The sequence below is a fragment of the Malaciobacter canalis genome, from assembly GCF_008000835.1.
Taxonomy (GTDB): domain Bacteria; phylum Campylobacterota; class Campylobacteria; order Campylobacterales; family Arcobacteraceae; genus Malaciobacter; species Malaciobacter canalis.
Genome location: NZ_CP042812.1, coordinates 1,919,209 through 1,941,756, shown reverse-complemented (window position 1 = coordinate 1,941,756; position 22,548 = coordinate 1,919,209). Strand labels below are relative to the sequence as shown.

The window sequence follows — 22,548 nt, the reverse complement described above, 5'->3', positions numbered from 1 at the left end:
TTAGTTTCCGATTGCTCTATAAAAAATAAATTGACCACTAGATGCACCAGTTCCTGATTTTAATCTAAATTGCGAAGCTGATAGAATTTCTGCAGTTGTAATTCCACCACCAAAATCTTTATCCACTCCTATAACGTTAAAACATTTATTAGGAAAAGCAATAGGAAAAGTTTTGTCTGTCCATGTATCTTCTACAAAACCCCATTGTTCAATAAATCCATTAGAATATTTTATATATCCACCATTTTCAACTAAACTACTAGCTACAATTCCAATTAATTCCCCTTGCGAAAGAGTTGATAAAACACCAGTATTTGAAAGTTCCATACTTTTATTAAAAGAAATTACACTATCTTTTGAACCATATGGAGCTGAGAACCAAACATGTTTACCAGCAGATTGTTGATATGCTGTTGCATAAGATGAGAAAGAATAAGAACAAGATTTCATTGCTCCTGAATTGACATCTCCATTAATTTTCACATTATCAGAGATACCTAAACCACTACCATTAACCCTTGCAAATAAATTTCCACAAGGTAAACTTAGCCCAACCATTGAAACAGTATTTATATTATTATTTTGTAACCCTTGTTTAATATTACCGTTATCATCAATTAAAACTTTACTATTTTTAAGTTTTCCACTTGTTCTATCAAACCTTGCAATTGCATTATCTGTTGATTCTAAAGGGAAAAGAGTCTTTAAAGCATATTTCTCATCATGATTATGGTCCTTATCAGATTTATCTTTTAATCTCTCATTCACATAATCTTGACTTGCCATTACAACAGATGGGTCTACTTGCAAAGTAACTGCATCAGCACTTGATACTTCAGTTATCACTTTCATATATAAATCTTTTGCAACTCCATTTGAAGTAATAGGTTTAAAAGTCTCTGGATAGTTTCCTATGATTATCAAATCTCCATCACTATCAAAAATACCAACTTCTCTAACCCAAAAATTTCCTTCATCACTTGGAACATAGCCTTCAGCTACTAGCCAGTTAGCATTATTTTCATCTACTCTTAGCTCATTTAAAGGTGCTCTATACACTTCATTTACTAAAGCTTCTTTAGATGCATCTGGCATAGGAACTGTTCCATTCCCATCACCTAAAGCGATATAAGTTAAATTTACCGTTGTATTAGCAGCTGTTGCTGCTGCTACTTTCTCACTTCCTTTTTGAGTTAATAGTGTAAAATATTCCATTATAAGACTACTCCTTGAGGTTTAATTACTGTTTTTTCTATCATATAAACTGTAGTTGCTACATTGTGTTTTAAACTTGAGTTTATATCTTCTAATGGTTTTGGATATAAAAATCCAACCTCACTAGATGTAGTAAAGCAACTTGTTTTATATGCACCATTATTTTTCATATTTACTGTTATTCCAGCCAAGTGTCTACTCTCAGGTTTAGCTGCATCAATTAATCTAATTGTTTTATTTAGATTTTCTTCAGTAACACTTTTTTGCTCTGTTACATCTACTTCAATTTTAAAAGTACCAGGAACTGTTCCAACTTGATTCCATGGTTTAACATTAATGTTTTCTCCAAAAACTGAAGATGCAGCTTTATTAACAGCCCATACACTTCCTGTAAGTCTTTTAATCTCTCTTGCATTAACTAAATATGCTCTAGCTTCATCTTCATCTAATCCTAAAATACTTACATCTAAATCCAAAGCTAAATGAGGAAGTAACGAAGCATCACACTTCATTGGATCAAGTGTAACTTTCTCAAGCTCTTCAAAATTAAATATACTTGCTCCTAACTCCTCAATAGTTCTCTCAATGGCATCTTCATTAGGAGGTAAAATTGATTTAAAATCACTCATAAGAAGCCTTTACAAAAGTTGGATTAAGTGTAATACTCAAGTATTCATTTGGTTGTACACTTAAGTCAACATTTTCAAGTTCAACTTCATATACATTTGCTACTTCTAAAGCTTTGATAGCTTTTGAGTAAGGTAGTGTTTGTCCTATTTTAAACTTACTATCAAAATTCTCTAAGATGTCTTTATTTACTTGATTTGTTTGTAATAGATCAAGTAAGTGAACTTTCGGAGTTAATACCACCTCTTTTTTAGTAGCTTTTTTTACTGTTACTACATCACAAAAAGCTTGAACCCTATCATTACCCTGTACAGCTTCAACATTTGCAATTACATCATCAATTACATCCTCATCAGAGCTTAAAATATATAAGTCTATTTTTAGTGGAGATGGTGAGTCAACTTTCACATCAAACACTCTTTCATCTGCCAACTTACAAAAATACTCATATGCTTTTTTCCCTCCAGCTGTTGAATATTTATTTAGACTTAAAATGGCCCTTTCAAAAAACTCTTCATCAGTTTCAGGATTACTTCCACCTTTAAATTCTCCAAGAGCTTTAACTGTAATCACATGAGGAAAAGTAGATATAGGTGTCTCAGTTTTAATATCACTCTGTTTAGTTTTTACGTCAAGCTTTACTTTTCCTTGAGCACTTAATTGTCCAGCTTCAATCACAACATTTTCCATTAAATATGATTGCACTGTTCCTTTGTCACTTAGAATAAATCCTTTAGGAACTGTGATTGCATTACTTAAAGTCTCTTCTAATTTAAACTCGTAATTATCCGTTGGTTCTTCTCCAAGATGTCTTAATTCTCCCCCATAAAAACCAAAAATAAAATTGTCTAAATCCTCATCTTGACAATAGTGAGGAAGCATAAGTTTAATCTTGTTATTTAATGCCACATTATGAAAAGCTTTTCTATATGCAAGATTCTCAAGCTGCATTAAAATAGAATCAGATTCAATTAAGTTCACTTCAGGATGTCTGCTTGAAAATTCATCTTTGAGTTCACTCAATATAGATTCTGCACTTTGTTCAACAAAGATTTTAAGATCAGGTAATTTATTAATCATCTCTTTTAGACTATTCATTAAAATCCTCCCATTTGAGTCTCTATTTCAAACTCTTCAAATTTTATACTTGCTTTTACGCTTCCAGTTAATGCATCAACACTTATTATCTCAACACTCTTTGCTTTAAATCTTTTATCCCATGGCTCATTATTCTCATCAAAAAAGCACTCAAACAAGTACTTTCTAAATAACAATCGCCACTTTTCATCCATTACCTTATCAATAAGCTCATGCATTCTACTTCCAAAAGTAGGTCTTAAAGTTCTACTTTTTAATGGAGTAGTAGTCATTCGAGTAAAACTCTTTTCCATAGATACACCAAAAACAGATGTTGCAACATTTGATATAACTTTAATTGTTTTCATCTAATCCCTCGAATATCCATTGTTTGTATGGTCAGTTAGAGACCCTTTCTTATCAGAAATATTCCCTTTAGAACTGATATCTCCATCTGCATTAATATCTTTTGTGGTTTTAATCTCACAATCAAACTCAGCACCAATAGTTACATCATCAGATGGAATCACTTTCATACCTCCAAGTAAAGAAGTTAAACCCTCTACAGTTAGAGTACCTTTCACTAAAGTTTTACTCTCAATAACTGTATCTGGTGCTTTTACATAAACTTTTTTTGAAGCTTCTACATTTGCATCTACACAAAAGATATTTATAGTCTTTACTGCATCTACTTCTAACTTTGAAGCTTTTGAATCATAAAACATTCTAGTTCCATCTTCAAACTCAACTACTGTTGTGTGTTCATTAGCTCCGTTTGGAACCTTACACTTATTATGAAAGATAGATCTAATAATAAATCCACCAGTGACATTGCCAAATGGACTTATTACTATGACCTGTTCTCCTGAACGAACTGGAAAGAAAACTCTTCCAAAAGAATTTGCAAAACTTTTAACTGGTAAAAATGGACTTACTCTTTTATTAATTCCATCATCATCTAAGATAACTCTAGCTGAGTGATATCCGTCAGCAATTTTTGCTTCATGAACGCTGCCAATTTGAATAATATTTTCTAATCGTCTTTTTAGCTCTGATAGTGAAATCATTTTTGTACACACTCCAAGATTTTATTAGTAGTCTCTTTTACCTCTTTTACATCTTTGTTTAAGTGTTTTATTTCAGTAAAAAACAACTCTCTAGTAACAAATGTTTTTCTGGCTTCTGTCTCTTTCATCATCTCATTACACTTGTCTTGTAAGTCTGATAATTTGCTTTCATGTTGTTTGGTTTTGGCATTGTTCTGTTTAGTCATATAAGTATTAACTGCGAATGCAGATACAATAGACACTAAAGCCAATATTAATTGCCATGCTTCAAATACGAATTTAACTTCCATTACAATACCTCTACCTTTAAAACCTATAAGTGCATGAAAACATCTTGTTTCGTACACTTATAGAACAATTTACTTTTTTTCTTTATTCTTTACATCTTTATAGATGTCATAGCCTGTTGTTACTGCCTTATCAAACTCTTTTGTGTGATACTTCTCTCTTTTTTCTTCAGAGACAAGGTTTTGAACACCTTTTTTACCAATTTTGTATCCAGTCTCAACAATCTTTTCTTTTTGTTCAGGAGTAAGATTTTTAATACTCTCACATCCAGCAAACAAACCAATAGCCAATAAACCAGCAAATAAGATTAATAATCTTTTCATCGAAATTCTCCTTTAAAAGTAATTTCTTTTTCCCTTGAAATAAACTCTTTACCATCAGCAAAAGATTTATCACCATACTTTACAACAGCAATAAAATACTTCGTAGCTCTTAAAAGCCTTGGAATAACTAGCCATCCACCAGTATTAATAATCTTTGCTGTCATGTTGTATAAAAACATCACATCAGTAAACATTTTGTCCAAGCATGTTTTTCCATACTTATAACCCCAGTCATGCGGGCAACAACACTCTTTGCTAATATCTAAACCATATAGAGTATTAGGCACTAGCTTTCCACTTAGATCAAGTTCACTTCCACAGCCATTACAATCTTCTTTAATTGCTTTGTCTCTATTTTCCCACCATTGTTTTGGGGCATAAAAAGGTAATTTTTCCATTACAATACCTTTTTGTCTTGTTCTTCAATTTTTACAACTTCCACTTCAGCTCTAATCAAAAAGATGTCTTTTGTCTTTTTGTTCTCTTCTACAATTTCACTTTCAATAACTTCCAAACCTGTATCAATCGTAGCTATCATTAAATCATTAAAAAAAGCTTCACTATTTTTAGGAGCAACTTTTAAACCAAAAAAAACGTATTTATAAACTAAATCTTTAGGCTTTCTTCGTAATGTTACTACCTCAAAGTCAGTTCCAGCATGTTTTTCTATTAAAGTTTCAATTGCCTCTTTAGCTTCAGTTTCATTTAAATACATAAGTACGATACCTCGTCTGTTTCATCATTGTTTGTTTTATTCAAAGCAGAGTTTGCACGATCTAACCAATAAGATTGAAAAGTCTTTACATCTTTAAATGTTTGCAATGACTCTTCATACTCGTTAACTCTATCTTGCATCTCAATCCAAAGAAGTGGAGCCAAGTAATACAAAGTCTTAGAACCAATAACCTCTACTTTTTGAAGGTCATCTTCAAACTCTACATGAGAGTAATCCCAAATAGATCTATTTAAATGTGGTTTTACTTCATCCTTAGACATACTTAAAGGAAATAATCCTTTTAAGTCATCAATATTTACAGGCTCACTCATGACTGCACCTCTATGCTGTAACTGTCACTTCAATTGTTTTTGTTGAAGTGCCATCATTAACAGTTACAGTTGTAGTTCCTGCTGCAACACCCTTAATTGAAATAACCCCTGTAGCACTTGCATATGTAACTGTTGCAATATCAGTATCATTAGATACCACTGACACTCCTTCAACTCCAGTACCAGCTGCACTTTGAATAGTTTTTTGAGTTGTACCACCAACTGCAACTGAAGCATTTAATCCAGTAATAGATAAAGGAACAATTGTCATGTAAGTAACATATTTGTGCACATCAAATTCATAATCAGGGAATACAACAAACTTGTATTTTAATGCTGATTCATCATCGTCATACCATCTACTTCTTTTAACTCTTGAAGAAATACCAAAAATCATATTTTTAAGTGGAGTTAATAAATACTCACCATTTTCAATATCTGCACTTACTTCAATTGGCATTTGCATAAATGTTTTTTTATCAGCACTTAAAAGAGTTGCAAGGTCTTTATATTTCTCTGCAATTTCAAACTGATAATCCATGTAGTCTGAAGCACTCATTAAAATAGATGCCATACCTTTAACATCATCATGTGCATTTTTAACAAGATGTTTAAGTCTCATTAAAATAGAATCATTTGAAGATGTAGGTTTATTTACATTTTTACTATCTCTAGCAATTTGAAACCAACCTTTAGCTAATTTGTTAAAGTCTGCTTCATGATCATCACTATCTGCAATACCAATAATTCCTAAATACTGTAAATCATTTGAGAAGATAGTGTTGAAAGCTGCAAATTGCTCTTTTTCAAAATTTGGATTATCTTGATTGTCTTCTAAAGCTTCATCAAGAATCTTTGCATTAAGCTCAACACCATTAGTCATATCAAGTTTACAACCAATTTTTCCAAGCTTTTTTAGGTTCGCATCTGGTGCTTTAAGTCCTGACTTGTGTCTCGTTAAAATACCTTTTGCAGTATCCCACCCATCTCGTTCTTTAGTCAACTTACCAGTAATATCAGTTGTAACTTTTCCAAGTAAATCATGAGAAGCAATAATTGCTTTTACAAAAATTCTTCCTTGTTTTGGTGTTAAACTTCCTGATAACCTAGCATCTGTTGCACCAAGAGCACCACTCTTAGCAATGTTGTTCAGCCTCATAATTCCACTCATTATAAAATCCCTTCTAATTCATCTTCTTTTTCAATTTGTTGACCTTGAGGGGCATCATTTTGCTTACTTTTTTTTAGAGTTTCTTTTGTTTCATTATCACTTTTTTGTAATGTTTGAACTTGCGTTTGTAACTCACCTACTTGTTTTGTCAGTGGCTCAACAGCGTCTTTTACAACAGTTGCTATTTGCTCTGGTGTCATTTCATCATCTCCTTCTTTTTTAGATTTGTCAATTTGTTTGTCATAACCAGCATTTAGATTAAAACCTACATATCCAAAAGCTTTTTTCATTGCATCAATTAAGTCATTTAAAGAAATATTTTTATCATCTGCTTTTGATACAGTTTCATCATCTTCTTTTGTTGCAGTTCCAGCCATAGAGATACCAGCAATATCTCCATCTTTTACTGCTTTTTTAAGTTCTTCATCTTCAAGCTTAATTGCAACTGCCCAAGAACCAATAGGTTCATCAGGGAAAATTGCATCATTCTCTTTTAGAATCCAACTTTCAGCTACATAAGCCTTTTCAATCTCAAAGGTATGGTCTTTATCCACATTACCTGTGTTTTTATTTTTCATAAAGTCATAAGCAGCTTTTAAAATTTCATCAGCATTAGTATAATCCCCATCAGTATCAACTGAAGCTGGAGCATATACAATCCCATATACTACACCTAGCTCTTCATCACTTTTTTTAATTTGAATCTGTTTGGCATAAAGTGGTTCTTTATCACTAGATTTATAAATAATCTCTTTTTGATTAGCTCCACTTTTTACCAAAGAGATATGAGTGATTTTAATGTTCTTTAACAACTTTGGCACCCTGTCTCCTTTGATATGTTTTCGATGACAAGCATTTTAGGAGTTTTTGAAATCAAAATCACTCTATATATGCACATATGGATAGCTTTTGAAATTTATATGTATTACAATGCTCCTCATTTGATAACAACAAACAATTCCCTTAAATAGGGCTTATTGTATATGTTGTATAAGTTGTAGAAAAAGGTAATTTATGCATGAAGATATTCTAAAAGGCTCAAAAGAGTCTAAACAACATATAGGAAAAGACACACTAAATTCAAATGGAACTATTGATCCATTTATTAACTTTGAAGAGCTTTTGTCTTTTTATTATGCAAATGTATATCATCAAAGAAGTGTGAAGTTAAAAGCGGCTTTACTGTCTCAAATAAAAGATACAAATTTAGACAAGTTTATTCCTGAATATGAAACTGCAAAAGAGTTACTTTATGGATTTGCATTAGATGCTGAACTTTATGGCAATGCTTTTTTAGAAAGAGCTGGTACTAAAACAGATTATTACCTATATCATATTTTAGGCTATCAAGGTAGATTAAATAAACGTAAAGAGATATTCCAATTAGATACGGAAGATAATGCATTAAAAATGGAAGGCCATCACTTTAAATATTACTCACCATCAGGGAAATATTATGGAGAGCCTGATTACTTAGCAACATTAGAGCAAATCTTAACTTCTAAAAAAGCCGATACTTTTAATACTGCATTCTTTGATAATGGTGCAAGACCAGGGTATGGAATTATATTTGAGAACTCAGCTCCAAGTGAAGAGCAAAAGAAAGCCTTTCAGGAGTTCTTCTCTCAAAACTATAAAGGCTATTCTAATGCACATAAATCATTAGTTCTTTATACTGGTAAGCCTAAAGAGGGAGCACCTCCTTCAAAAGTAAGACTTGAAAAACTTGATGGTGTAGAAGATATGAGTTTTGAGAAGTTAAAAAAAGTAAATAGAGATGACATTATTGCCGCCCATGGAGTACCACCAAGACTAGTTGGTGTAATGGCAGCTGGTCAACTTGGTGGAGGAGGTGAATTAATAGATCAACTTCATGCTTTTAATGAAATTATCATTAAACCCAAAGCAAATTTAATTCAAAGTTTTTTTGAAAATATTGGAATCACTTTAGAAATAGAGAGCATTGATGTAACAAATTTTAAAGATGATAGTTCTCTTATTGCCAATTTAGTTGATAAACAAATTTTATCACAAGTTGAAGCTAAAGAGATTTTAGGATTTAACAGTAAGTAAAAAATCAAAATAAAAGCGTTTAAAACCCGTTTAAAAATGCTTAAAACGATTTAAACGTATCAATAGTCGAAAAAGGAATAAAAACATATTATGGGCTATTCTAATGAAATAAAAGAAAAAGCACTCAACTTAGTAAAAGCTGGAGTACCTGTTACGGATATTTGTAAAGATCTTGATATTAAAAATAGAGGTACTGTTCACAATTGGGTCAAGAAAAGTAAAGATAATACAGTGAATACTTCTTCTATTGAAAATATAAAAAAGCAAATTGCAACTTTATCTAAAAGAGCACCCACAGAAGCAAATAGTAGAAAACTTGCCATGCTTACTAAGTCACTTGATAGACTAGAAAAAAAATCAAAGAAACTTGATAGACAAAAGAAAGCTCAACAAAATATTGTTCACTCAGAGGAAGTTGAAGCACTAAAAACAAAGATGCTACAAGATGATTATGGATTATACAAATATCAAAAAGAGTTCTTAAAAGATAACAGTAGATTTAGAGTATGGTTAAAGTCTAGGCAGATTGGTGCAACATATGGATGTAGTGGAGAATGTTTAATTGAAGCTATGTCAGGAATGGACCAGCTTATACTTTCAGCTTCAGAAACACAAGCTTTAAAGTGGAACGAAGAGATACACAAACACGCAGAAAAGTTAGGCATTGCATTAAGTGGTTCTTCAAATGAAATAAAAGTTCCAAGTGGAGCTACTATTTATATCTTTGCTAACAACTTTAGAACTATCCAAGGTTTCTCAGGTTCTGTTTGGATGGATGAGTTTGCATGGTATTTAAATCCAAAAAGAATATGGGAAGCATTTATTCCATCTATTACATCAGTTAAAGCTGGAGAAACAAAAGCGAGAATTACTATCCTTTCAACTCCATTTGAACAAGATAGTTTATTTCATAAGCTTTGTCTTGATACTAAAAAATACTATATGTTTAGTAGGCATAAAACTACTATCTATGATGCAGTTAAAGATGGTCTTGATGTAGATGTTCAAGTATTAAGAGATTTATTTGATGAGGACTCATGGGCAACTATGTACGAATGCCAATTCGTAGATGATGATAGTTCATTCTTCCCTATTAGTTTAATTAAAACATGTGTAAAAGATTATATGTATTACACTCCAAGTAGAAGTAATATTTTATGGAGTGGGTACGATGTAGGTCGTGTGAAAGATTTATCAGTATTATCTGTACTAGATAAAGTAGAAGGTCGATATGCATTAGCTATTCAAGATGTTTACGAAAAAGCAACTTTTGAAGCTCAAAAAACAATTATTAAAGATCATATGAATGTTTATTTAAAATCAAACATGAGATTAGATATGACTGGTATTGGTAGGGATTTAGCTGAGACAATGGAAAATAAATATCCTAACAGAGCTGAAGGAGTTTATTTTACTGCAAGTTCTAAAGAGATGATGGTGTTAAATTTAAAGAAGATGTTTGAAGATAAGTTAATTACTATTCCTAATGACCCAACTTTAATTGCTGACATTCATGCCATCAAAAGAAAAGCGGGTCAAAAAAGAATGTTATATGATGCAGACCGTAACTCACATGGTCACGCAGATAGATTTTGGTCTTTAACATTAGCTGCTAAGAAGTTAGACTTTTTAGATAGAGAAGATGCTGAATCATCTTCAGGAGGAGCGATTATTTTATAGTAATGTTTTTAAGATTATCTTTGAGCTGGTCTTTAAAATGAGATGCTATATCTTTTCCTGTATCGTTCAAGGCTCTATCTAATGAGCCATCATTAACATAAGAGTTTAATGCATCTTCTAAGTATGGTTGAGCCTTTTGACCTTTCTTGTTAGGTGCACGGCTTCGTCCCCTTGCTTGTTTTCCAGTTCCTTGATGTACAAATGGAGCATATGGGGCTAACTTTGAGTTTCCAACTCTAATCTCACCATCGTCAATATCATCATCAAAAACTTGAATATCTTTTTTTAGATTCCCACTTTTAAATGGTGCCAAGTCTTTGGCTTCATTGGATACTTCAGCTGCTACTCTAAAAAGTAGTTTTTTCATTGGTTTTAAATTATTCATCAATAAACTCTTTTTGAATATAAATCAATGCATCAATGAAAGTACCTTCAAAACTATACTTCTTTTTCCACTCACTTTTTACAAGCAAATAAACATCAAACTTAACTTCATGAGCAAAGATTTCAATCTTATTACACATTTTGATTATATCATCACTGGGTTTGATATGATCAAGTATCCAATTGATTTGTCCTTCACTTACTTCAAACTGTCCAAAGGGTGACTCAAAGTCTATTGACTCCAACTCAACTTTTTTATTAGAGTTTTTAAGATATTCAATTGACCAGCTGCCACTAAAGTTGATTGCGTATTTTTCCATTTTATCACCTCTGTTTGTTTTTGTTTAGCATTCTTTTTAAAATGCTTATCAATGTTATTTTGACCTTTTTTATTTTCAGGTTTATAAAGCGTAATCATTTTATCACCATCAAACACCATAAAATATCCATTTGCACTTTTAGCAACACTTCTTGTACGTATAGTGGCATGAGGTGCTATTTCAGTAATACTATTTAATGCAGATATGATATCTTTTTTAGGAGTATGTCTATTAGAACTTGACTTCGAATGTCCTAAAGTAGTGTTACTAACTCTTCTTTGAACTCCCGTTTTATCTATATGGGTTATTATGTCAGATTTTTTCTTATTAGCAAACTTAACCTTTTTGCCATCAATTTCCTCTTCATTTATCCATACGGGTATATTCTCTGTTCTACAATGTCCATGATAAGGTGCTAAGCCTACATTCTTTGGAAGCTTTCCATATATAGGTTTAGTTTGCCAAGTAGCAGTTGCTTTCTTTTCATCAATACTTGAAGCTCCCACAATATTACTAATCTGCTCTTTCATATGTGTTGCACTTATAATCTTACCATTCATACTTCGACATATGTCACTTGTATCATTATCCATACGTGCTTTTACTTGAAAATACTCAACATCATATTTCAAAGCTTGATTAACCCTTGCTATATTTTGAGATTGAGAGATAGCATTGTCAGATACAAGCTTAAAGTAGTTCTTATCTTGATCTATTACACTTTGAAAATCCTCTTTGAGCTTTTTAGTTAAGTCTTGTCTTGAAAGCTCACCTTTAAAAGCACTTTCAATAGTGTTCTTAAGTTTATCTTGTGTTGCAACACTATAATCCTTACCAACCCAATAAAAACCATTTCTAAGCTGTTCTATGGCTTTTATATCAATTTTATTAAAAACTATTTTAGTTGACGGAGAGTAAGCCAATGCTAACTTACCATAAATGTCATCTACCTCTTTAGTATCAAAAGCTATGTTCAAATCACCAAGTTTACCTTTTATCAAAGTAATCAGTGTATCATGTTCTATTGAATCATAGTTTTTATTGATATAAAGAACCATATCACTTAAAAACTCTTCAAGCTGTTCAACTGCTGTATTTGTTTGAGTTTGTACAAACTCATCTATTAGAGCTTGGATGCTCTTTTTCTTCTTTGATTTTAATATCTTCGTTAAAAGTTTCTTTTGCATATTCTTTCCAATAATCATCAAATCGTATAGCTTCCAATGTCTGAAAGGAGTGACCACAATCTAAACACTTTCTGAACCGTTCATTACGTAAACCCGTTGTTACTCCAACAACTTTGGTTTTACCACAACATTTAGGACACCACATCACTCATCCTTATTTCATCTTTGAAATTGCAATGATAACCTTCGTAGCCTCATCTTGAGTTAGAATTTCTAAATCATTTTTTTGGATAATCCTATCAACAAATTTTAACAGTGCATTAATATTTTTCTCTTTAGAGTTTAGTTTCCATAAATCATTGATTTTCTTTTTCTGTGCGGAGGTTATAGGTTTGACCATTGGTATATCATTTACTTTTCTTGTACAAAAATTTAGAAAATTATTTAACTGATCTATACTCATTTGAGTTAAGCTAATACAATTAAACCTACTCTTCATAAACTCATATCGACTCTCTTCATCATAAAACACATTACTCTTAGTAACTTGTATCTTTTGAATGAGTGACTTTTTATATTGTTGTTGTTTCCCAGTCATTACTTTCCTTTGTTTTACAACTGTTACAACAATTACAACATAACGATTTTACGGCATGTTGTAGTTGTTGTTTATGTTGTTTGTTTTTATAGTAAAGAATAAATATGCTTCTTACCATCTTGTTCCATCTTGTAAAACTCCCCCTCAAACTTCTTAAGTAAGTTAATAGCAGTCTTATTATCTTTACGTGTTCCAATACCTTCTAAAACATCTGTTTTATTTAAACCTTTTGGATGCTTAGCCAACAGTGCTTTTACATTGTTTACAAACTCCGTCTCCTGTGAGTCCATTCTTGAAGTCACTGCATCAGCTTTTGTCATCTCTAAAGTATTAGTATTGATTTTCCAGTCACACGCTCTTACACCAGACCTCTCTTTTTTAGGCTCTAAATTTACAACTACATACTCGCCCATTAGTGATTTAAGAAGTGTTTGTTTAAACATAACATCAAGTGAGTTCTTTATATTATTACTTCCCTCATAGTTCTTCCCATCTTTATTTGAGTGTGCAATACCTACTACAGTCATACCAGCTTCTCTTATATCCATAAGTAAGTTCATCATATACATGGCTTTTTCATCGTTCTTAATATTAGTTACATTTCTCCAGCTATCAATGATTAAAACCATATCTTCATATGCATGATGTCTTGAGTTGTCTTTTGAAGCTAATCTTTCAAGCAGCTCAATGGGTGACTCTTCTAAATCACTTCTGTGGATATATTTAAAAGTTGCAAATCTATTCATAAGTAATTCTGATACACCTCTATCTTTAAGAGTATCAAGTGGATTATCTAAGTCGATATAGTAAACTCTTTTTGCTAAATTGTGTTGACAAATATATGCAGCAACTCCATAACTTAACCATGTCTTAGCATTTCCACCATCTGCATAATACATAGTAATCATTCTTTTTGGTAGAAAATCAGGTATTAAAAACTCTGTCTCTCTGTATAGTCTGTCAGAGGTTAGAGCAATACCATCTAAAAAATCAATCATTTTTGTTGCCTCGCTTTCTTCAATTCTTTATCAAGCCAATCTTTTAACTTGGCTGCATTCTCATTGTTGACCAGCTCACACAACTCATCAAATGGATGCTTGTTATATTTCATCTGTACAAATAATACTTTTAGAATCCATTTTGTAAGTCTTTTCATGTCTTCCGTTTGAGCTACATCCATAAAGTATTTTTCAAACTGTGGAAACTTATCAAAGCTCACCATATGCACTTGCATTTTTTTATAAACTTCATCCAGTTTCTCATCACCAGTATTTGGTGTAAAAAAGTTATTCATAGTCCACCTTCCCAAAATCCACAAATCTTGCAAGTTTTATCTGACACCAAAAAAGAGTTGTCTTTAAAGTCATGGTTACATTCATTTTGGATTTTATCTATTTCTTTTGTTCTCTTTACCTTTTCATCTTCAATAGATAACTGTTGTAAAGTTAATAAAGCTTTTTCATTTTTTAAAAGATTTATTCTTTGTTTAGTATTCAATATTTACTCCTTCAAATAATCTCAATAGAGCCTTACGAATAAGACTCTATGAAACTATTGTTTATCAATATCAAACCTCAAAGTGTGAGGTTTAAATGGAATATTTACTTCTATAAGTTCCATTCCAAACGAACCATCTATAGGATAAAACCCTTCTAAATCACCACTTTGAAACTTTTCCTTTATGAGTGGTTCACTTTCATAAAAAGAAGATTGTGCTTGAAGTCTTAATATTTGTATTGCAATAAGCCTTGCAACAACTCTTTTAATACACCCATTTGCATCTTTTAATCTTTGTTTTGAGTTTGTCCAGAAACTATTGATTTCATCAAGTCTTTTTAAAGTTTCTTCATTATCCTCAAATCCTATAGTGACAGAAAATTCGTAATCAAAATCAACTAAATATTTTTCCATTCTAAACTCTTACAAACTCATGTAATGATTTCTCATTGATACAAGCATCAATAAATTTTGGAACATCAAAGCCACAACAAAATGGCTTCTTATCATCTAAGTCACTGTGTCCATAAATTTTCTTTGGATTAAGTCCATGATGCTCAATCAAATACAAGATAACTCTTCGTGTAGCTTCTAGTTGTTTGATAGTAAATCCATTACTTAAACCAATAAGACAAATAGACTCTAAATCATTAAATCCTCTTGTGTGTGCTCCCTCTCTATCAATATCTCGACCCCACTCAATGGCTCCGTCCATAAACTCCATGTAAGTGTTATTCTCTACATGACCATTACAAATAACCATCGTATAACCAATATCAGACCAACCATTACCTTTTACGTGCCAATCTTTTATAAGTGTTGCACTTCCAAAAGAACTAGCACTACAATGTAGTACTAATCCTTTAATTTTTTTATTTCTTCCCATCTGTAACCCCTTTACTCTTTTCTAACTCATCTTTAACTGTTTGAATCTCATTCTCTTCTACTGGAAGTGCTGCTAAATCTAAAACAATAGTTTCCATAGGACCATCTAGTTTAAGCCCAGCTCTTTGCTTAAATCTAATATATGATTTAGTTCCAGCAATCTCAGTAGCTTCATCAATCATAGCCATTGCCTCTTTCCATTTTGGATGAGTAATGTTGTATGACTTTAACCCAATAATTTGTTTAGCATCAACCTTTCCATTTTTAACATCAAATGCTCTTGTGATAAGTGTTTGAATCTCAGCATCAAGGTTCTCTGTTTTATGAGTTAAGTATTCATCAATCTTCTCTTTTGCAAGTGTTAGCTTTTGGTCAAACGTAATAAGCTTTGCAACTTGAATCTGTACTTCCATAGTTCCATTGAAACTCTTTAAAGTAACAGCTCCAACCTTGCTAGTAATTCGCTCCATGTCATACTCTTTTCTAAGTAAGTCCACAAATGCATAACACTCTGCAAATGCTTGAATCTTAAACTCTCTCATCTGACCTTGTAAAACTAAAGCTCCACCAACTAACCCCTCAACAAGCTCATCTTCAATCTGCTTGTCAACTCTAACCATATCAGGATGTTTAAAATTTCCTTCCTTGTCTTGCCATTTTCCATTTTCAATAACTGCCATTAACATTCCTTGTAATAAATTTTGAGTACTCAATAAAATCTTCACCCTAAAGATGAAGACTCTATGAAAACTCATTTAACTTTTTTAAATGACTTTCTTCCTGCTTTTGTGATCGATGCATTTTTAAAGTTTTATTTAAAGCCTTAACCTCTTTGTTACTTAAAAATCTTGCATTTGGTTCAATTTTTTTCTTAGCCACAAATCCTTCCTTAAAAGGTGTCTTACTTCTATCTTCTTGAACTTTATCAGGATTGTAAAAGCCTTTTAACCTATGTTTTTCTATGATTTCAAACCCTAAATGATGAGCAAGTATTCTACATATTAATTCAGCTCTTTCATCATCACAAACTAACTTTTGCTTTTTTCCAACCTTGATTAATAAGTCACCTTTATCAACTCTTTGAATATGAACTATTTCTGCCATTTTTTAGCCTTTCTAATACATCACTAAACTCTGCTTTTTTATTTTTTCTATTCACAAACCATCTAACAAACCCATTTATCGCTACACCTAAAATTATCAAGCCTCCTACACTTAGTAAGATTTCAAAGCTATTTAAGTACATCCTAGTTCCTTTCCTAATTCGTCAATTGTTTTTGTATTTTCTACACCTATAATCTCAGTTTGTACATCTCCATAAATCTCTTTTACTTTTGTATATATTTTATATGGATTTGGATATTTCTCTCTATTTACTAAACTAACTGTAGCCTTTGAGACACTCATCTCTTTTGCAACTTTTCCAATTGATTTTTCTTTAATCTGCTGTCTTAATATTTTCAAAGCATCCATTAATAACCTTCTATATCCCAAATATCTTTTTTCTCAAGCTCAATATTTCTTATAAGTCTTGATACTATTTTTGTATTTATAGAAAAAAGTTTTTTTCCATTTCTTCTTTGATATTTTCCATTTCCACAAGAAGGAAATGAATCGTCTTTTAATGCAGGGGTTAAAACTCCCAGTTCTTCTAATTTTGTAAATTGTTTTTTTGCAGCTCTAAAAGTAACATTTGATTTTTGGGCAATTTCTTCTTTTGTAAGTAAAGTATTTTCATTCATAACTCTTAGCATCTTTTCAATAGCAAGAATAGGGCGAATGTTATATTCTTCTTTAGTATTCAAATCATAAACAATTCCATTTACTATAGAAGGGGATTTAATCCCAAATTTCCTAAGCCCAGTATGTTGATAAGAACGTTTTTTATTACTAGTTACATCATTTTTTTGTTTGATGTAACCAGCTTTTTCAAGATGCCAAATGATTGTTTTAAGATAGTTCTCGGTAACTCCTGATACCATCATGCAGTCAAGAAAAGTAAAAAATCTATTTCTTCTGATATACTGCCAAACCTTGTGTTTTTTGCTTGTTTTTTTACTATAGTGATTATTATAAAGGTTGTTTTCCATCTAAGTCCTCCACTTTACTTGCTTTAAAGACTTTTAAATCTGCAACTTCTATGTCATTTATTTCACAATATCTTTCTAGATTTTCAATAAAAACTTTTATATACCTAAGATTTGGATGTCTTTTTGCAAAGTAATTGATAAGATCATCCGTAATTTCTATTTCACTATTAGAACAAAAGTCTTGGATATCTTCTTTTGCAGTTTTTTCAAGTTTGATTTTTACTGTAAGTCTTGATTCAAATGCACCATCATTTTTAAGTTTTGCTAAGGCATTATCCATACCTACCACAAATATGATTGTTTCACTTTGGTCATGGATATATCTAATTGCATCCAAGATATCTTTCTTAGAACCAATAAGTAGTCTATCTATCTCATCTATTATTATGATTCTTGGTCTCTCATACAGTGCTTTTAGTATATTTTCCATCTTTGTAGTAGATGTTCCTACCACATCAGCTTCTAACTCAAAGCATAAGTGCTTTAAAAAAGATGGTAAACTCCAAGTAGGAGATGCTTCCAATAGTACTGCATTTTCATCTACTGCAATTTTTTCTAAAGCAAGTGATTTACCAATTCCATATTTACCATAAGCAATACCAAGTTTTGGTACTTTTGTTGGAAGGATTTTCAAATGTTGCAAACCCTCATTAATTTTGCTATAATTCTTCGTTTTTATAAACTTATATTGCATAATTGCTCCTGTTTGTTTAAATTAAGTCTCGCCAAAGACTCGAACAGGAAGTGATTATTTTCACTTCCTTATCCAATCTTTCTATTTTTGTATATATCAAAAGCCATCTCATATATTTCTGGATTTTTCTCTTTTAGTCTTTCATCTTTATTGTTCCAATCATCATGTTCTAGAACCCATACAAATCTGTCTGTTAAAGTTTTAAAAGTAGGGCGACCACCTTTTAATACTTTTTGTGGTTTGCCATCTTTATCTTTATTTTTAAAGTCATATTGATTTGATTCTTCTAGTTCTTCCTGATCTTGCTCAACCAAAGTAGAAGATTGTTCTAGTAACATATCTGTAACAGCTGTATGTTTAGTCACTGCAATAGTTTCTGCTTTTTCTCCATCATCAAGATTTTCAAGCGCATCCATCATTGTTGGATCATCCGCTTCTTCTGCTAACCTAACTGCTCTTCTCATCATTCTTTTTGATTGGTCTTGTTTTTTTCTTGCAATATAAGCTGCTTCTCTACTATTCCCTATTTGTTCAAAGTCAACAGCTTTGCAAATAAGCTGCATAGTTTCAGCATCATAAACAATTACTTCTCCCATATCATCAGTAGTCATAATTTTTACTTTCTTTCCAATGTATGGTATAAGTTCGTCGTGCCAGTATCTACAGCCTTGATGTCTTATTCCTGTATCTTTTGCACCTACACTTTTTTCAAAAGATTTACCAAGTAATAGATCAAGCATTCTTTCATCACCAATACTTTGCACAGGCTGTTTAAAGCTATTCCAAACAGCCATTGGAGTTTTACCTTTAAGTCCTCCATGCTTTTTTTGGTTATAAAACTTCTTAACCCATAAGTTAATGGCATTTTGAAGTTCATCTTTACTCATTGCAAAATTTAGTTTAATACCAATGTTTTCTTTGTTAATCATCCAAAGTTTTGCAAATGCATCCTCTTCCTCTTTTGCTCTCTCTTTAAATTTACGCTGTGCCATAATTTTATGACCGAATGTCTCTCTAGCTTGAAGCTCTTCTCTCATTGCTACATTGTGACCTATAAAACCATGAAGTTGTCTAAATAAACCTCGTGCTAATGTTCCAAAGGCACGCTCAATAAATGGTTTTTTCTCACCACTAAATGGAGGTGTAATAAGTAAGTCAATACCAAGATTTAAGCAGATACTTTCAAAGTGATTAGATGTAAATTCTTTACCATTATCAATAACAACAGTTTCAGGAATTCCAAAATTGAGTATTCCATCACGCAGTAATCTACTTACTGCAAAAGAGCTATTGCTATCTTCAACTCTAAAGATGACTCTTCTTGTCGCAATATCAATAAGACCAAGAACTGTATAACGCTTACCATCATTACAAATTACATCAGCTGGTGTAGCATCAAATTCCCAATAGTGGTTACGATATTTAGCTTTTTCACTTTCACTTCCTAGTGCTATTTGATATTTGTTTTTCCATGCATCAGGTGATTTTGCAAAAGTACTAAGCTGTGGATTAGCTTTTCTCCATTTATTATAAAAATTATTGAGTGCATCATAACTTGGCATAGTATCTCCAAAATGGCTGCACATAATAAAGTGGATATTCGATATAATTGGATGAGATGTCTTAAGAAAAAATCTTATAGCCATCTCTTGTTGTTCTGATGTAAGAGCTGTTTTGTTTTTCTTATTACTACCTCTTGCATCAATAAAACACTCAATAAGATTTTGACCTCTTGCTTTAGTCTCTTTATATTTCTTCAACCAATCAAAGAGCTGCTTTTGTGAAATCATTCCAAGAACATCAAACTCTATGTTTTTGTAAGCTACTTCGTCAAGCCACATTCCAGCACTCATACTATTATCCCGCTTCATATACATTTCTATAAGTTTGCACTTTGCTTTGGCTATCTCTTGTTTTAAAGGCGTTGCCAAAAGATACTTTTGTGTGAATTTTGCTTGTGAACTGTGAGTCTCTTCTTTCTTTTCAAGTTTATATCCATGTCTCTCAAGCTTCTTTTGGTATCTTTCAGGCAAGTCTTCTAATTTGTAGTGTTTAACTTTTTTTGATGCTCCCTCCAGTTTTCTTAGTTTTGATGGAGTATGTTTTAATCCTTTAAATAGTGCAGGTTGAGATACTTCAAGTAAATCTACAAGTTCTTTTTCTGTAAACTCCATTTTATTCCTCCTCTTTTTTTTTCCATGGTAGTGGTCCTATCCAAATTTCATCTTTTTTAAGTTGAGATATAATTTTTCTTACATCACCACTTTTTTTATTACTTGTTTTGGTTCCAGTTGAAATACCCTTAAACACATCATATAAAGTACTTCTATCCACTCCATATGCTTTTGCATATGCCATAGGAGAAAAACCACGTGCATCAAATCGTTCACGTAATGTCATTTCTTTAAAACTTTTTCTACTCATTATTAACCTTTCACTAAATACTCACAGTTAAGTCCTTGTTTGCTATGATAATTCGCAACAAAACACAACAAAAAGGACTTAAATATGAATAGTAATATGATTGAAGAATTTGAAAGAATTCAAAAAGAACTTACAAAAACACATGAAAACTATATGAAAGCAATCACTCCCACACTTAGCTTGTATATCTCAAATTATCACTTTAAAAAAGGAGAACCTATCTCTAAACATGAAGAAACTAAAACGATAGTCAATGAAGAACTTAATGATATATTAGACTATATGAATGGACTCTTTGAACATAGTCAAAGATGTTTTGATTTTGCAAAATTAATTCATAATAAAAAAAGAGAAGAGAAATAATTCTTCTCTTTGAGTTGTTAATACTTACTATTGAATCACTCAATAGTGACTCAAATATAAATACACTTACTCCTAACACTACACCACAGTCCTACCTTATGTTAGTCAGAATTTTAAGCCCGTCATCGTTTGCGTGGTTACGGGTTGAAATGTTAAAGAACTCATTTTTTATAGAAATTTTTTCTATAAAGATTCAATATATTGCTATATTGTGATATAATTCCCTCATATGTGTTGGAAATTATATTGGAAGTATATAGAAATAATTTCCATATGTCAAGCAAAATAAACTAAAAATATAGAAATTTATAGAAATTTTTTCAAGGACTAGTAATATGAATGGTGAAGAATTTAAGAAAATACGTGAAAAAATGGGCTTTTCACAGCCTAAAATGGCTGAAGAACTTGGTGTATCTACAAGACAAATTGGTAATTTAGAAAAAGGAATTACACCTATTAAAGAAATTTATGTAGAAAAAATTTCTAGTATGCATAAGAAATTTGATGAAATAAGAAATGGAGAAACTTTCAAAATTAATAGTAATGATTCTATTATTATAAATTTTTACCCAGATGTTTATGCTGCAGCTGGAGGTGGTGCAACAAATGGACACTCAAATGCAGTACCAATGTCATTTGATAAAGGATTCTTAGAAGCTCTTGGATTAAAACAATTTAAAAACCTTGATATGATAAAAGTAACTGGTGATTCAATGGAGCCTTTTATTCAAAATGGGGAGATGGTAATACTTGAAAGAAAAAACGAAGCTCAAAACAATGATGTAGTAGTTGCAAATATCAATGGACAAGTATATATAAAAAGATATGAAGCAGATCCATTTTTTAAGTGGATTAAATTAAAGAGCGAAAATGAGTTTTCAGGAGATATACTTTTAGAGAACCAAGAAGAGATGGATGCACTTTCTATTATAGGTATAGTTAGAGCAAAAATAAGACCATTTTAAAGAGGATAGAATAATGAATAAAGTTGAAAAGAAAGTTAAAATAGTTGCATTTAAAGATGATAAAGAAGCTAGATTAAAAAACTTAGATATGGTCAAAGAATCATATTCAAAAAAAGGATATGAATTTAAAGAGTATATTGACAATGGAAAAAATGATTCATATGTAATCTTCTTAGTAGATAAACAAAAACTAAAAAAAGACAATATAAAAAAATACCTTGGTTGGGGTATAGCTATAATTATATTTCTATTTTTAGTTTTACCAAGTGATGGAACTAACAAATCAAATAAAAAAGTAATCACACCCCAATCTCTAACAAAAGAATGGCCATTTACTGTTAATGAAGCAGTTTTAAAATGTTATATAGATAATGGCATTAAATCACCAGTTGTTGAAATAAATGGAACACCTTATGGATTAACTGGATTTGCAGATAATTTACATGGACAATCAAATATAAATGCACTAAATAAGTTCATAAGAAGAAATCCAAACATTAAAGGCACTAGAATTGATATAGGAGAGGTAACAAAAGAAGCACTAAAGCTTTGTAACTAAGTTTAATATAAAAAACATTTGTTTATAAAATGTGAGTAATATTGTTTTTATAAACCTACTTAATTATAACCTTA

Annotated in this window: 34 protein-coding genes; 5 read left to right on the top strand and 29 right to left on the bottom strand. The window is 31.4% G+C overall.

All coding sequences use genetic code 11. From position 1 onward, the window contains the following. The 12 genes from ACAN_RS09640 to ACAN_RS09585 all read right to left on the bottom strand — a co-directional run bounded on the left by ACAN_RS09640 (position 1) and on the right by ACAN_RS09585 (position 7,636). Positions 1-1,215: a phage tail protein gene (locus ACAN_RS09640; protein WP_099334391.1), complete on the bottom strand. Its 1,215-nt coding sequence runs from the start codon at positions 1,213-1,215 to the stop codon at positions 1-3. After that, positions 1,215-1,844 carry a phage tail protein I gene (locus ACAN_RS09635; RefSeq protein WP_099334390.1) on the bottom strand — a complete coding sequence of 210 codons (630 nt, stop codon included), beginning with the start codon at positions 1,842-1,844 and terminating at the stop codon, positions 1,215-1,217. Before ACAN_RS09635 ends, ACAN_RS09640 begins: the two co-directional genes overlap by 1 nt. Continuing rightward, positions 1,837-2,940: a baseplate J/gp47 family protein gene (locus ACAN_RS09630; RefSeq protein WP_099334389.1), complete on the bottom strand. Its 1,104-nt coding sequence runs from the start codon at positions 2,938-2,940 to the stop codon at positions 1,837-1,839. The genes ACAN_RS09635 and ACAN_RS09630 overlap by 8 nt, the downstream gene beginning before the upstream one ends. Continuing rightward, positions 2,940-3,287: a baseplate assembly protein gene (locus tag ACAN_RS09625; protein ID WP_099334388.1), complete on the bottom strand. Its 348-nt coding sequence runs from the start codon at positions 3,285-3,287 to the stop codon at positions 2,940-2,942. The genes ACAN_RS09630 and ACAN_RS09625 overlap by 1 nt, the downstream gene beginning before the upstream one ends. Then, positions 3,288-3,986 carry a phage baseplate assembly protein V gene (locus ACAN_RS09620; protein ID WP_099334387.1) on the bottom strand — a complete coding sequence of 233 codons (699 nt, stop codon included), beginning with the start codon at positions 3,984-3,986 and terminating at the stop codon, positions 3,288-3,290. After that, positions 3,983-4,276 carry a hypothetical protein gene (locus tag ACAN_RS09615; protein ID WP_147525217.1) on the bottom strand — a complete coding sequence of 98 codons (294 nt, stop codon included), beginning with the start codon at positions 4,274-4,276 and terminating at the stop codon, positions 3,983-3,985. The genes ACAN_RS09620 and ACAN_RS09615 overlap by 4 nt, the downstream gene beginning before the upstream one ends. Positions 4,277-4,345: 69 nt before the next feature. Then, the gene (locus ACAN_RS09610) at positions 4,346-4,597 is read right to left on the bottom strand and encodes a hypothetical protein (RefSeq protein WP_099334385.1); all 252 of its coding nucleotides are present in this window, start codon (positions 4,595-4,597) and stop codon (positions 4,346-4,348) included. Next, complete coding sequence (locus tag ACAN_RS09605; RefSeq protein ID WP_099334384.1) at positions 4,594-4,995, bottom strand: hypothetical protein; 402 nt, start codon at positions 4,993-4,995, stop codon at positions 4,594-4,596. Before ACAN_RS09605 ends, ACAN_RS09610 begins: the two co-directional genes overlap by 4 nt. Further along, positions 4,995-5,312 carry a hypothetical protein gene (locus ACAN_RS09600; protein ID WP_099334383.1) on the bottom strand — a complete coding sequence of 106 codons (318 nt, stop codon included), beginning with the start codon at positions 5,310-5,312 and terminating at the stop codon, positions 4,995-4,997. Before ACAN_RS09600 ends, ACAN_RS09605 begins: the two co-directional genes overlap by 1 nt. Continuing rightward, on the bottom strand, positions 5,303-5,644 hold the full coding sequence (locus tag ACAN_RS09595) for a hypothetical protein (protein ID WP_099334382.1): 342 nt from the start codon (positions 5,642-5,644) through the stop codon (positions 5,303-5,305). Before ACAN_RS09595 ends, ACAN_RS09600 begins: the two co-directional genes overlap by 10 nt. Positions 5,645-5,654: 10 nt before the next feature. Then, positions 5,655-6,815 carry an Ig-like domain-containing protein gene (locus tag ACAN_RS09590; protein ID WP_099334381.1) on the bottom strand — a complete coding sequence of 387 codons (1,161 nt, stop codon included), beginning with the start codon at positions 6,813-6,815 and terminating at the stop codon, positions 5,655-5,657. Then, positions 6,815-7,636: an XkdF-like putative serine protease domain-containing protein gene (locus ACAN_RS09585; protein ID WP_099334380.1), complete on the bottom strand. Its 822-nt coding sequence runs from the start codon at positions 7,634-7,636 to the stop codon at positions 6,815-6,817. Before ACAN_RS09585 ends, ACAN_RS09590 begins: the two co-directional genes overlap by 1 nt. A 193-nt stretch (positions 7,637-7,829) precedes the next feature. Between ACAN_RS09585 and ACAN_RS09580 the strand changes: the two genes are divergently transcribed. Then, the gene (locus tag ACAN_RS09580; RefSeq protein ID WP_099334379.1) at positions 7,830-8,888 is read left to right on the top strand and encodes a phage portal protein; all 1,059 of its coding nucleotides are present in this window, start codon (positions 7,830-7,832) and stop codon (positions 8,886-8,888) included. 90 nt (positions 8,889-8,978) lie between these two features. Next, entirely contained in the window at positions 8,979-10,568 is a 1,590-nt protein-coding gene (locus ACAN_RS09575; RefSeq protein ID WP_099334378.1) for a terminase large subunit domain-containing protein, read from the top strand. On the opposite strand, the gene ACAN_RS09570 is transcribed toward ACAN_RS09575, so the two are convergent. From ACAN_RS09570 to ACAN_RS09490, 17 genes are all read right to left on the bottom strand, one after another. Continuing rightward, positions 10,558-10,953: an HK97 gp10 family phage protein gene (locus ACAN_RS09570; protein ID WP_099334377.1), complete on the bottom strand. Its 396-nt coding sequence runs from the start codon at positions 10,951-10,953 to the stop codon at positions 10,558-10,560. The genes ACAN_RS09575 and ACAN_RS09570 overlap by 11 nt on opposite strands. Continuing rightward, complete coding sequence (locus tag ACAN_RS09565; protein ID WP_170233029.1) at positions 10,946-11,197, bottom strand: hypothetical protein; 252 nt, start codon at positions 11,195-11,197, stop codon at positions 10,946-10,948. The genes ACAN_RS09570 and ACAN_RS09565 overlap by 8 nt, the downstream gene beginning before the upstream one ends. Continuing rightward, complete coding sequence (locus ACAN_RS09560; RefSeq protein ID WP_170233028.1) at positions 11,185-12,459, bottom strand: structural protein; 1,275 nt, start codon at positions 12,457-12,459, stop codon at positions 11,185-11,187. The genes ACAN_RS09565 and ACAN_RS09560 overlap by 13 nt, the downstream gene beginning before the upstream one ends. 154 nt (positions 12,460-12,613) lie before the next feature. After that, positions 12,614-12,997: a phage protein GemA/Gp16 family protein gene (locus tag ACAN_RS09550; RefSeq protein WP_099334374.1), complete on the bottom strand. Its 384-nt coding sequence runs from the start codon at positions 12,995-12,997 to the stop codon at positions 12,614-12,616. 86 nt (positions 12,998-13,083) lie between these two features. Then, positions 13,084-13,995, bottom strand: a complete 912-nt coding sequence (locus tag ACAN_RS09545; protein ID WP_099334373.1) for an AAA family ATPase — start codon at positions 13,993-13,995, stop codon at positions 13,084-13,086. Further along, a complete protein-coding gene (locus ACAN_RS09540) occupies positions 13,992-14,291 on the bottom strand; it encodes a hypothetical protein (RefSeq protein ID WP_099334372.1) in 300 nt (99 codons plus the stop codon). Before ACAN_RS09540 ends, ACAN_RS09545 begins: the two co-directional genes overlap by 4 nt. Beyond that, positions 14,288-14,494, bottom strand: coding sequence for a hypothetical protein (locus ACAN_RS09535; protein ID WP_099334371.1), 207 nt, complete (start codon positions 14,492-14,494; stop codon positions 14,288-14,290). Before ACAN_RS09535 ends, ACAN_RS09540 begins: the two co-directional genes overlap by 4 nt. Positions 14,495-14,548: 54 nt before the next feature. Beyond that, entirely contained in the window at positions 14,549-14,908 is a 360-nt protein-coding gene (locus ACAN_RS09530; protein ID WP_099334370.1) for a DUF2528 family protein, read from the bottom strand. A gap of 1 nt (position 14,909) precedes the next feature. Then, a complete protein-coding gene (locus ACAN_RS09525) occupies positions 14,910-15,380 on the bottom strand; it encodes a peptidoglycan recognition protein family protein (protein ID WP_099334369.1) in 471 nt (156 codons plus the stop codon). Continuing rightward, positions 15,367-16,059 carry a DUF3164 family protein gene (locus tag ACAN_RS09520; RefSeq protein ID WP_228150633.1) on the bottom strand — a complete coding sequence of 231 codons (693 nt, stop codon included), beginning with the start codon at positions 16,057-16,059 and terminating at the stop codon, positions 15,367-15,369. Before ACAN_RS09520 ends, ACAN_RS09525 begins: the two co-directional genes overlap by 14 nt. A gap of 61 nt (positions 16,060-16,120) precedes the next feature. Further along, positions 16,121-16,483 carry a hypothetical protein gene (locus ACAN_RS09515; protein ID WP_099334368.1) on the bottom strand — a complete coding sequence of 121 codons (363 nt, stop codon included), beginning with the start codon at positions 16,481-16,483 and terminating at the stop codon, positions 16,121-16,123. Beyond that, entirely contained in the window at positions 16,452-16,625 is a 174-nt protein-coding gene (locus ACAN_RS14005) for a hypothetical protein (protein WP_165773060.1), read from the bottom strand. Before ACAN_RS14005 ends, ACAN_RS09515 begins: the two co-directional genes overlap by 32 nt. Next, entirely contained in the window at positions 16,616-16,852 is a 237-nt protein-coding gene (locus tag ACAN_RS09510) for a hypothetical protein (RefSeq protein WP_099334367.1), read from the bottom strand. Before ACAN_RS09510 ends, ACAN_RS14005 begins: the two co-directional genes overlap by 10 nt. Continuing rightward, positions 16,852-17,469 carry a hypothetical protein gene (locus ACAN_RS09505; protein ID WP_099334366.1) on the bottom strand — a complete coding sequence of 206 codons (618 nt, stop codon included), beginning with the start codon at positions 17,467-17,469 and terminating at the stop codon, positions 16,852-16,854. The genes ACAN_RS09510 and ACAN_RS09505 overlap by 1 nt, the downstream gene beginning before the upstream one ends. Further along, positions 17,450-18,163, bottom strand: a complete 714-nt coding sequence (locus tag ACAN_RS09500) for a TniB family NTP-binding protein (protein ID WP_099334365.1) — start codon at positions 18,161-18,163, stop codon at positions 17,450-17,452. The genes ACAN_RS09505 and ACAN_RS09500 overlap by 20 nt, the downstream gene beginning before the upstream one ends. Positions 18,164-18,231: 68 nt before the next feature. Beyond that, the gene (locus ACAN_RS09495) at positions 18,232-20,337 is read right to left on the bottom strand and encodes a DDE-type integrase/transposase/recombinase (protein ID WP_099334364.1); all 2,106 of its coding nucleotides are present in this window, start codon (positions 20,335-20,337) and stop codon (positions 18,232-18,234) included. 1 nt (position 20,338) lies between these two features. Then, positions 20,339-20,587, bottom strand: a complete 249-nt coding sequence (locus ACAN_RS09490; protein ID WP_099334363.1) for a hypothetical protein — start codon at positions 20,585-20,587, stop codon at positions 20,339-20,341. An 84-nt stretch (positions 20,588-20,671) separates the two neighbouring features. Here ACAN_RS09490 and ACAN_RS09485 point away from each other — a divergent pair, with 84 nt between their 5' ends. From ACAN_RS09485 to ACAN_RS09475, 3 genes are all read left to right on the top strand, one after another. After that, entirely contained in the window at positions 20,672-20,950 is a 279-nt protein-coding gene (locus ACAN_RS09485; RefSeq protein ID WP_099334362.1) for a hypothetical protein, read from the top strand. A 335-nt stretch (positions 20,951-21,285) separates the two neighbouring features. Next, the gene (locus ACAN_RS09480; RefSeq protein WP_099334361.1) at positions 21,286-21,915 is read left to right on the top strand and encodes an XRE family transcriptional regulator; all 630 of its coding nucleotides are present in this window, start codon (positions 21,286-21,288) and stop codon (positions 21,913-21,915) included. 13 nt (positions 21,916-21,928) lie between these two features. Continuing rightward, positions 21,929-22,474 (top strand): hypothetical protein, encoded by a 546-nt coding sequence (locus tag ACAN_RS09475; protein ID WP_099334360.1) that lies wholly within the window; start codon positions 21,929-21,931, stop codon positions 22,472-22,474. Positions 22,475-22,548 lie beyond the last annotated feature (74 nt).

Bases quoted from the DNA above. Each gene is read 5' to 3' on its own strand.
- ACAN_RS09600 (WP_099334383.1), bottom strand. From the start codon at position 5,312: ATGTATTTAAATGAAACTGAAGCTAAAGAGGCAATTGAAACTTTAATA.
- ACAN_RS09630 (WP_099334389.1), bottom strand. From the start codon at position 2,940: ATGAATAGTCTAAAAGAGATGATTAATAAATTACCTGATCTTAAAATC.
- ACAN_RS09550 (WP_099334374.1), bottom strand. From the start codon at position 12,997: ATGACTGGGAAACAACAACAATATAAAAAGTCACTCATTCAAAAGATA.
- ACAN_RS09595 (WP_099334382.1), bottom strand. From the start codon at position 5,644: ATGAGTGAGCCTGTAAATATTGATGACTTAAAAGGATTATTTCCTTTA.
- ACAN_RS09505 (WP_099334366.1), bottom strand. From the start codon at position 17,469: ATGGAAAACAACCTTTATAATAATCACTATAGTAAAAAAACAAGCAAA.
- ACAN_RS09495 (WP_099334364.1), bottom strand. From the start codon at position 20,337: ATGGAGTTTACAGAAAAAGAACTTGTAGATTTACTTGAAGTATCTCAA.
- ACAN_RS14005 (WP_165773060.1), bottom strand. From the start codon at position 16,625: ATGTACTTAAATAGCTTTGAAATCTTACTAAGTGTAGGAGGCTTGATA.
- ACAN_RS09540 (WP_099334372.1), bottom strand. From the start codon at position 14,291: ATGAATAACTTTTTTACACCAAATACTGGTGATGAGAAACTGGATGAA.
- ACAN_RS09610 (WP_099334385.1), bottom strand. From the start codon at position 4,597: ATGAAAAGATTATTAATCTTATTTGCTGGTTTATTGGCTATTGGTTTG.
- ACAN_RS09515 (WP_099334368.1), bottom strand. From the start codon at position 16,483: ATGGCAGAAATAGTTCATATTCAAAGAGTTGATAAAGGTGACTTATTA.
- ACAN_RS09575 (WP_099334378.1), top strand. From the start codon at position 8,979: ATGGGCTATTCTAATGAAATAAAAGAAAAAGCACTCAACTTAGTAAAA.
- ACAN_RS09475 (WP_099334360.1), top strand. From the start codon at position 21,929: ATGAATAAAGTTGAAAAGAAAGTTAAAATAGTTGCATTTAAAGATGAT.
- ACAN_RS09625 (WP_099334388.1), bottom strand. From the start codon at position 3,287: ATGAAAACAATTAAAGTTATATCAAATGTTGCAACATCTGTTTTTGGT.
- ACAN_RS09640 (WP_099334391.1), bottom strand. From the start codon at position 1,215: ATGGAATATTTTACACTATTAACTCAAAAAGGAAGTGAGAAAGTAGCA.
- ACAN_RS09510 (WP_099334367.1), bottom strand. From the start codon at position 16,852: ATGGATGCTTTGAAAATATTAAGACAGCAGATTAAAGAAAAATCAATT.
- ACAN_RS09520 (WP_228150633.1), bottom strand. From the start codon at position 16,059: ATGGCAGTTATTGAAAATGGAAAATGGCAAGACAAGGAAGGAAATTTT.
- ACAN_RS09480 (WP_099334361.1), top strand. From the start codon at position 21,286: ATGAATGGTGAAGAATTTAAGAAAATACGTGAAAAAATGGGCTTTTCA.
- ACAN_RS09560 (WP_170233028.1), bottom strand. From the start codon at position 12,459: ATGCAAAAGAAACTTTTAACGAAGATATTAAAATCAAAGAAGAAAAAG.
- ACAN_RS09525 (WP_099334369.1), bottom strand. From the start codon at position 15,380: ATGGGAAGAAATAAAAAAATTAAAGGATTAGTACTACATTGTAGTGCT.
- ACAN_RS09635 (WP_099334390.1), bottom strand. From the start codon at position 1,844: ATGAGTGATTTTAAATCAATTTTACCTCCTAATGAAGATGCCATTGAG.
- ACAN_RS09590 (WP_099334381.1), bottom strand. From the start codon at position 6,815: ATGAGTGGAATTATGAGGCTGAACAACATTGCTAAGAGTGGTGCTCTT.
- ACAN_RS09500 (WP_099334365.1), bottom strand. From the start codon at position 18,163: ATGCAATATAAGTTTATAAAAACGAAGAATTATAGCAAAATTAATGAG.
- ACAN_RS09570 (WP_099334377.1), bottom strand. From the start codon at position 10,953: ATGAATAATTTAAAACCAATGAAAAAACTACTTTTTAGAGTAGCAGCT.
- ACAN_RS09580 (WP_099334379.1), top strand. From the start codon at position 7,830: ATGCATGAAGATATTCTAAAAGGCTCAAAAGAGTCTAAACAACATATA.
- ACAN_RS09620 (WP_099334387.1), bottom strand. From the start codon at position 3,986: ATGATTTCACTATCAGAGCTAAAAAGACGATTAGAAAATATTATTCAA.
- ACAN_RS09530 (WP_099334370.1), bottom strand. From the start codon at position 14,908: ATGGAAAAATATTTAGTTGATTTTGATTACGAATTTTCTGTCACTATA.
- ACAN_RS09605 (WP_099334384.1), bottom strand. From the start codon at position 4,995: ATGGAAAAATTACCTTTTTATGCCCCAAAACAATGGTGGGAAAATAGA.
- ACAN_RS09545 (WP_099334373.1), bottom strand. From the start codon at position 13,995: ATGATTGATTTTTTAGATGGTATTGCTCTAACCTCTGACAGACTATAC.
- ACAN_RS09490 (WP_099334363.1), bottom strand. From the start codon at position 20,587: ATGAGTAGAAAAAGTTTTAAAGAAATGACATTACGTGAACGATTTGAT.
- ACAN_RS09615 (WP_147525217.1), bottom strand. From the start codon at position 4,276: ATGGAAGTTAAATTCGTATTTGAAGCATGGCAATTAATATTGGCTTTA.
- ACAN_RS09485 (WP_099334362.1), top strand. From the start codon at position 20,672: ATGAATAGTAATATGATTGAAGAATTTGAAAGAATTCAAAAAGAACTT.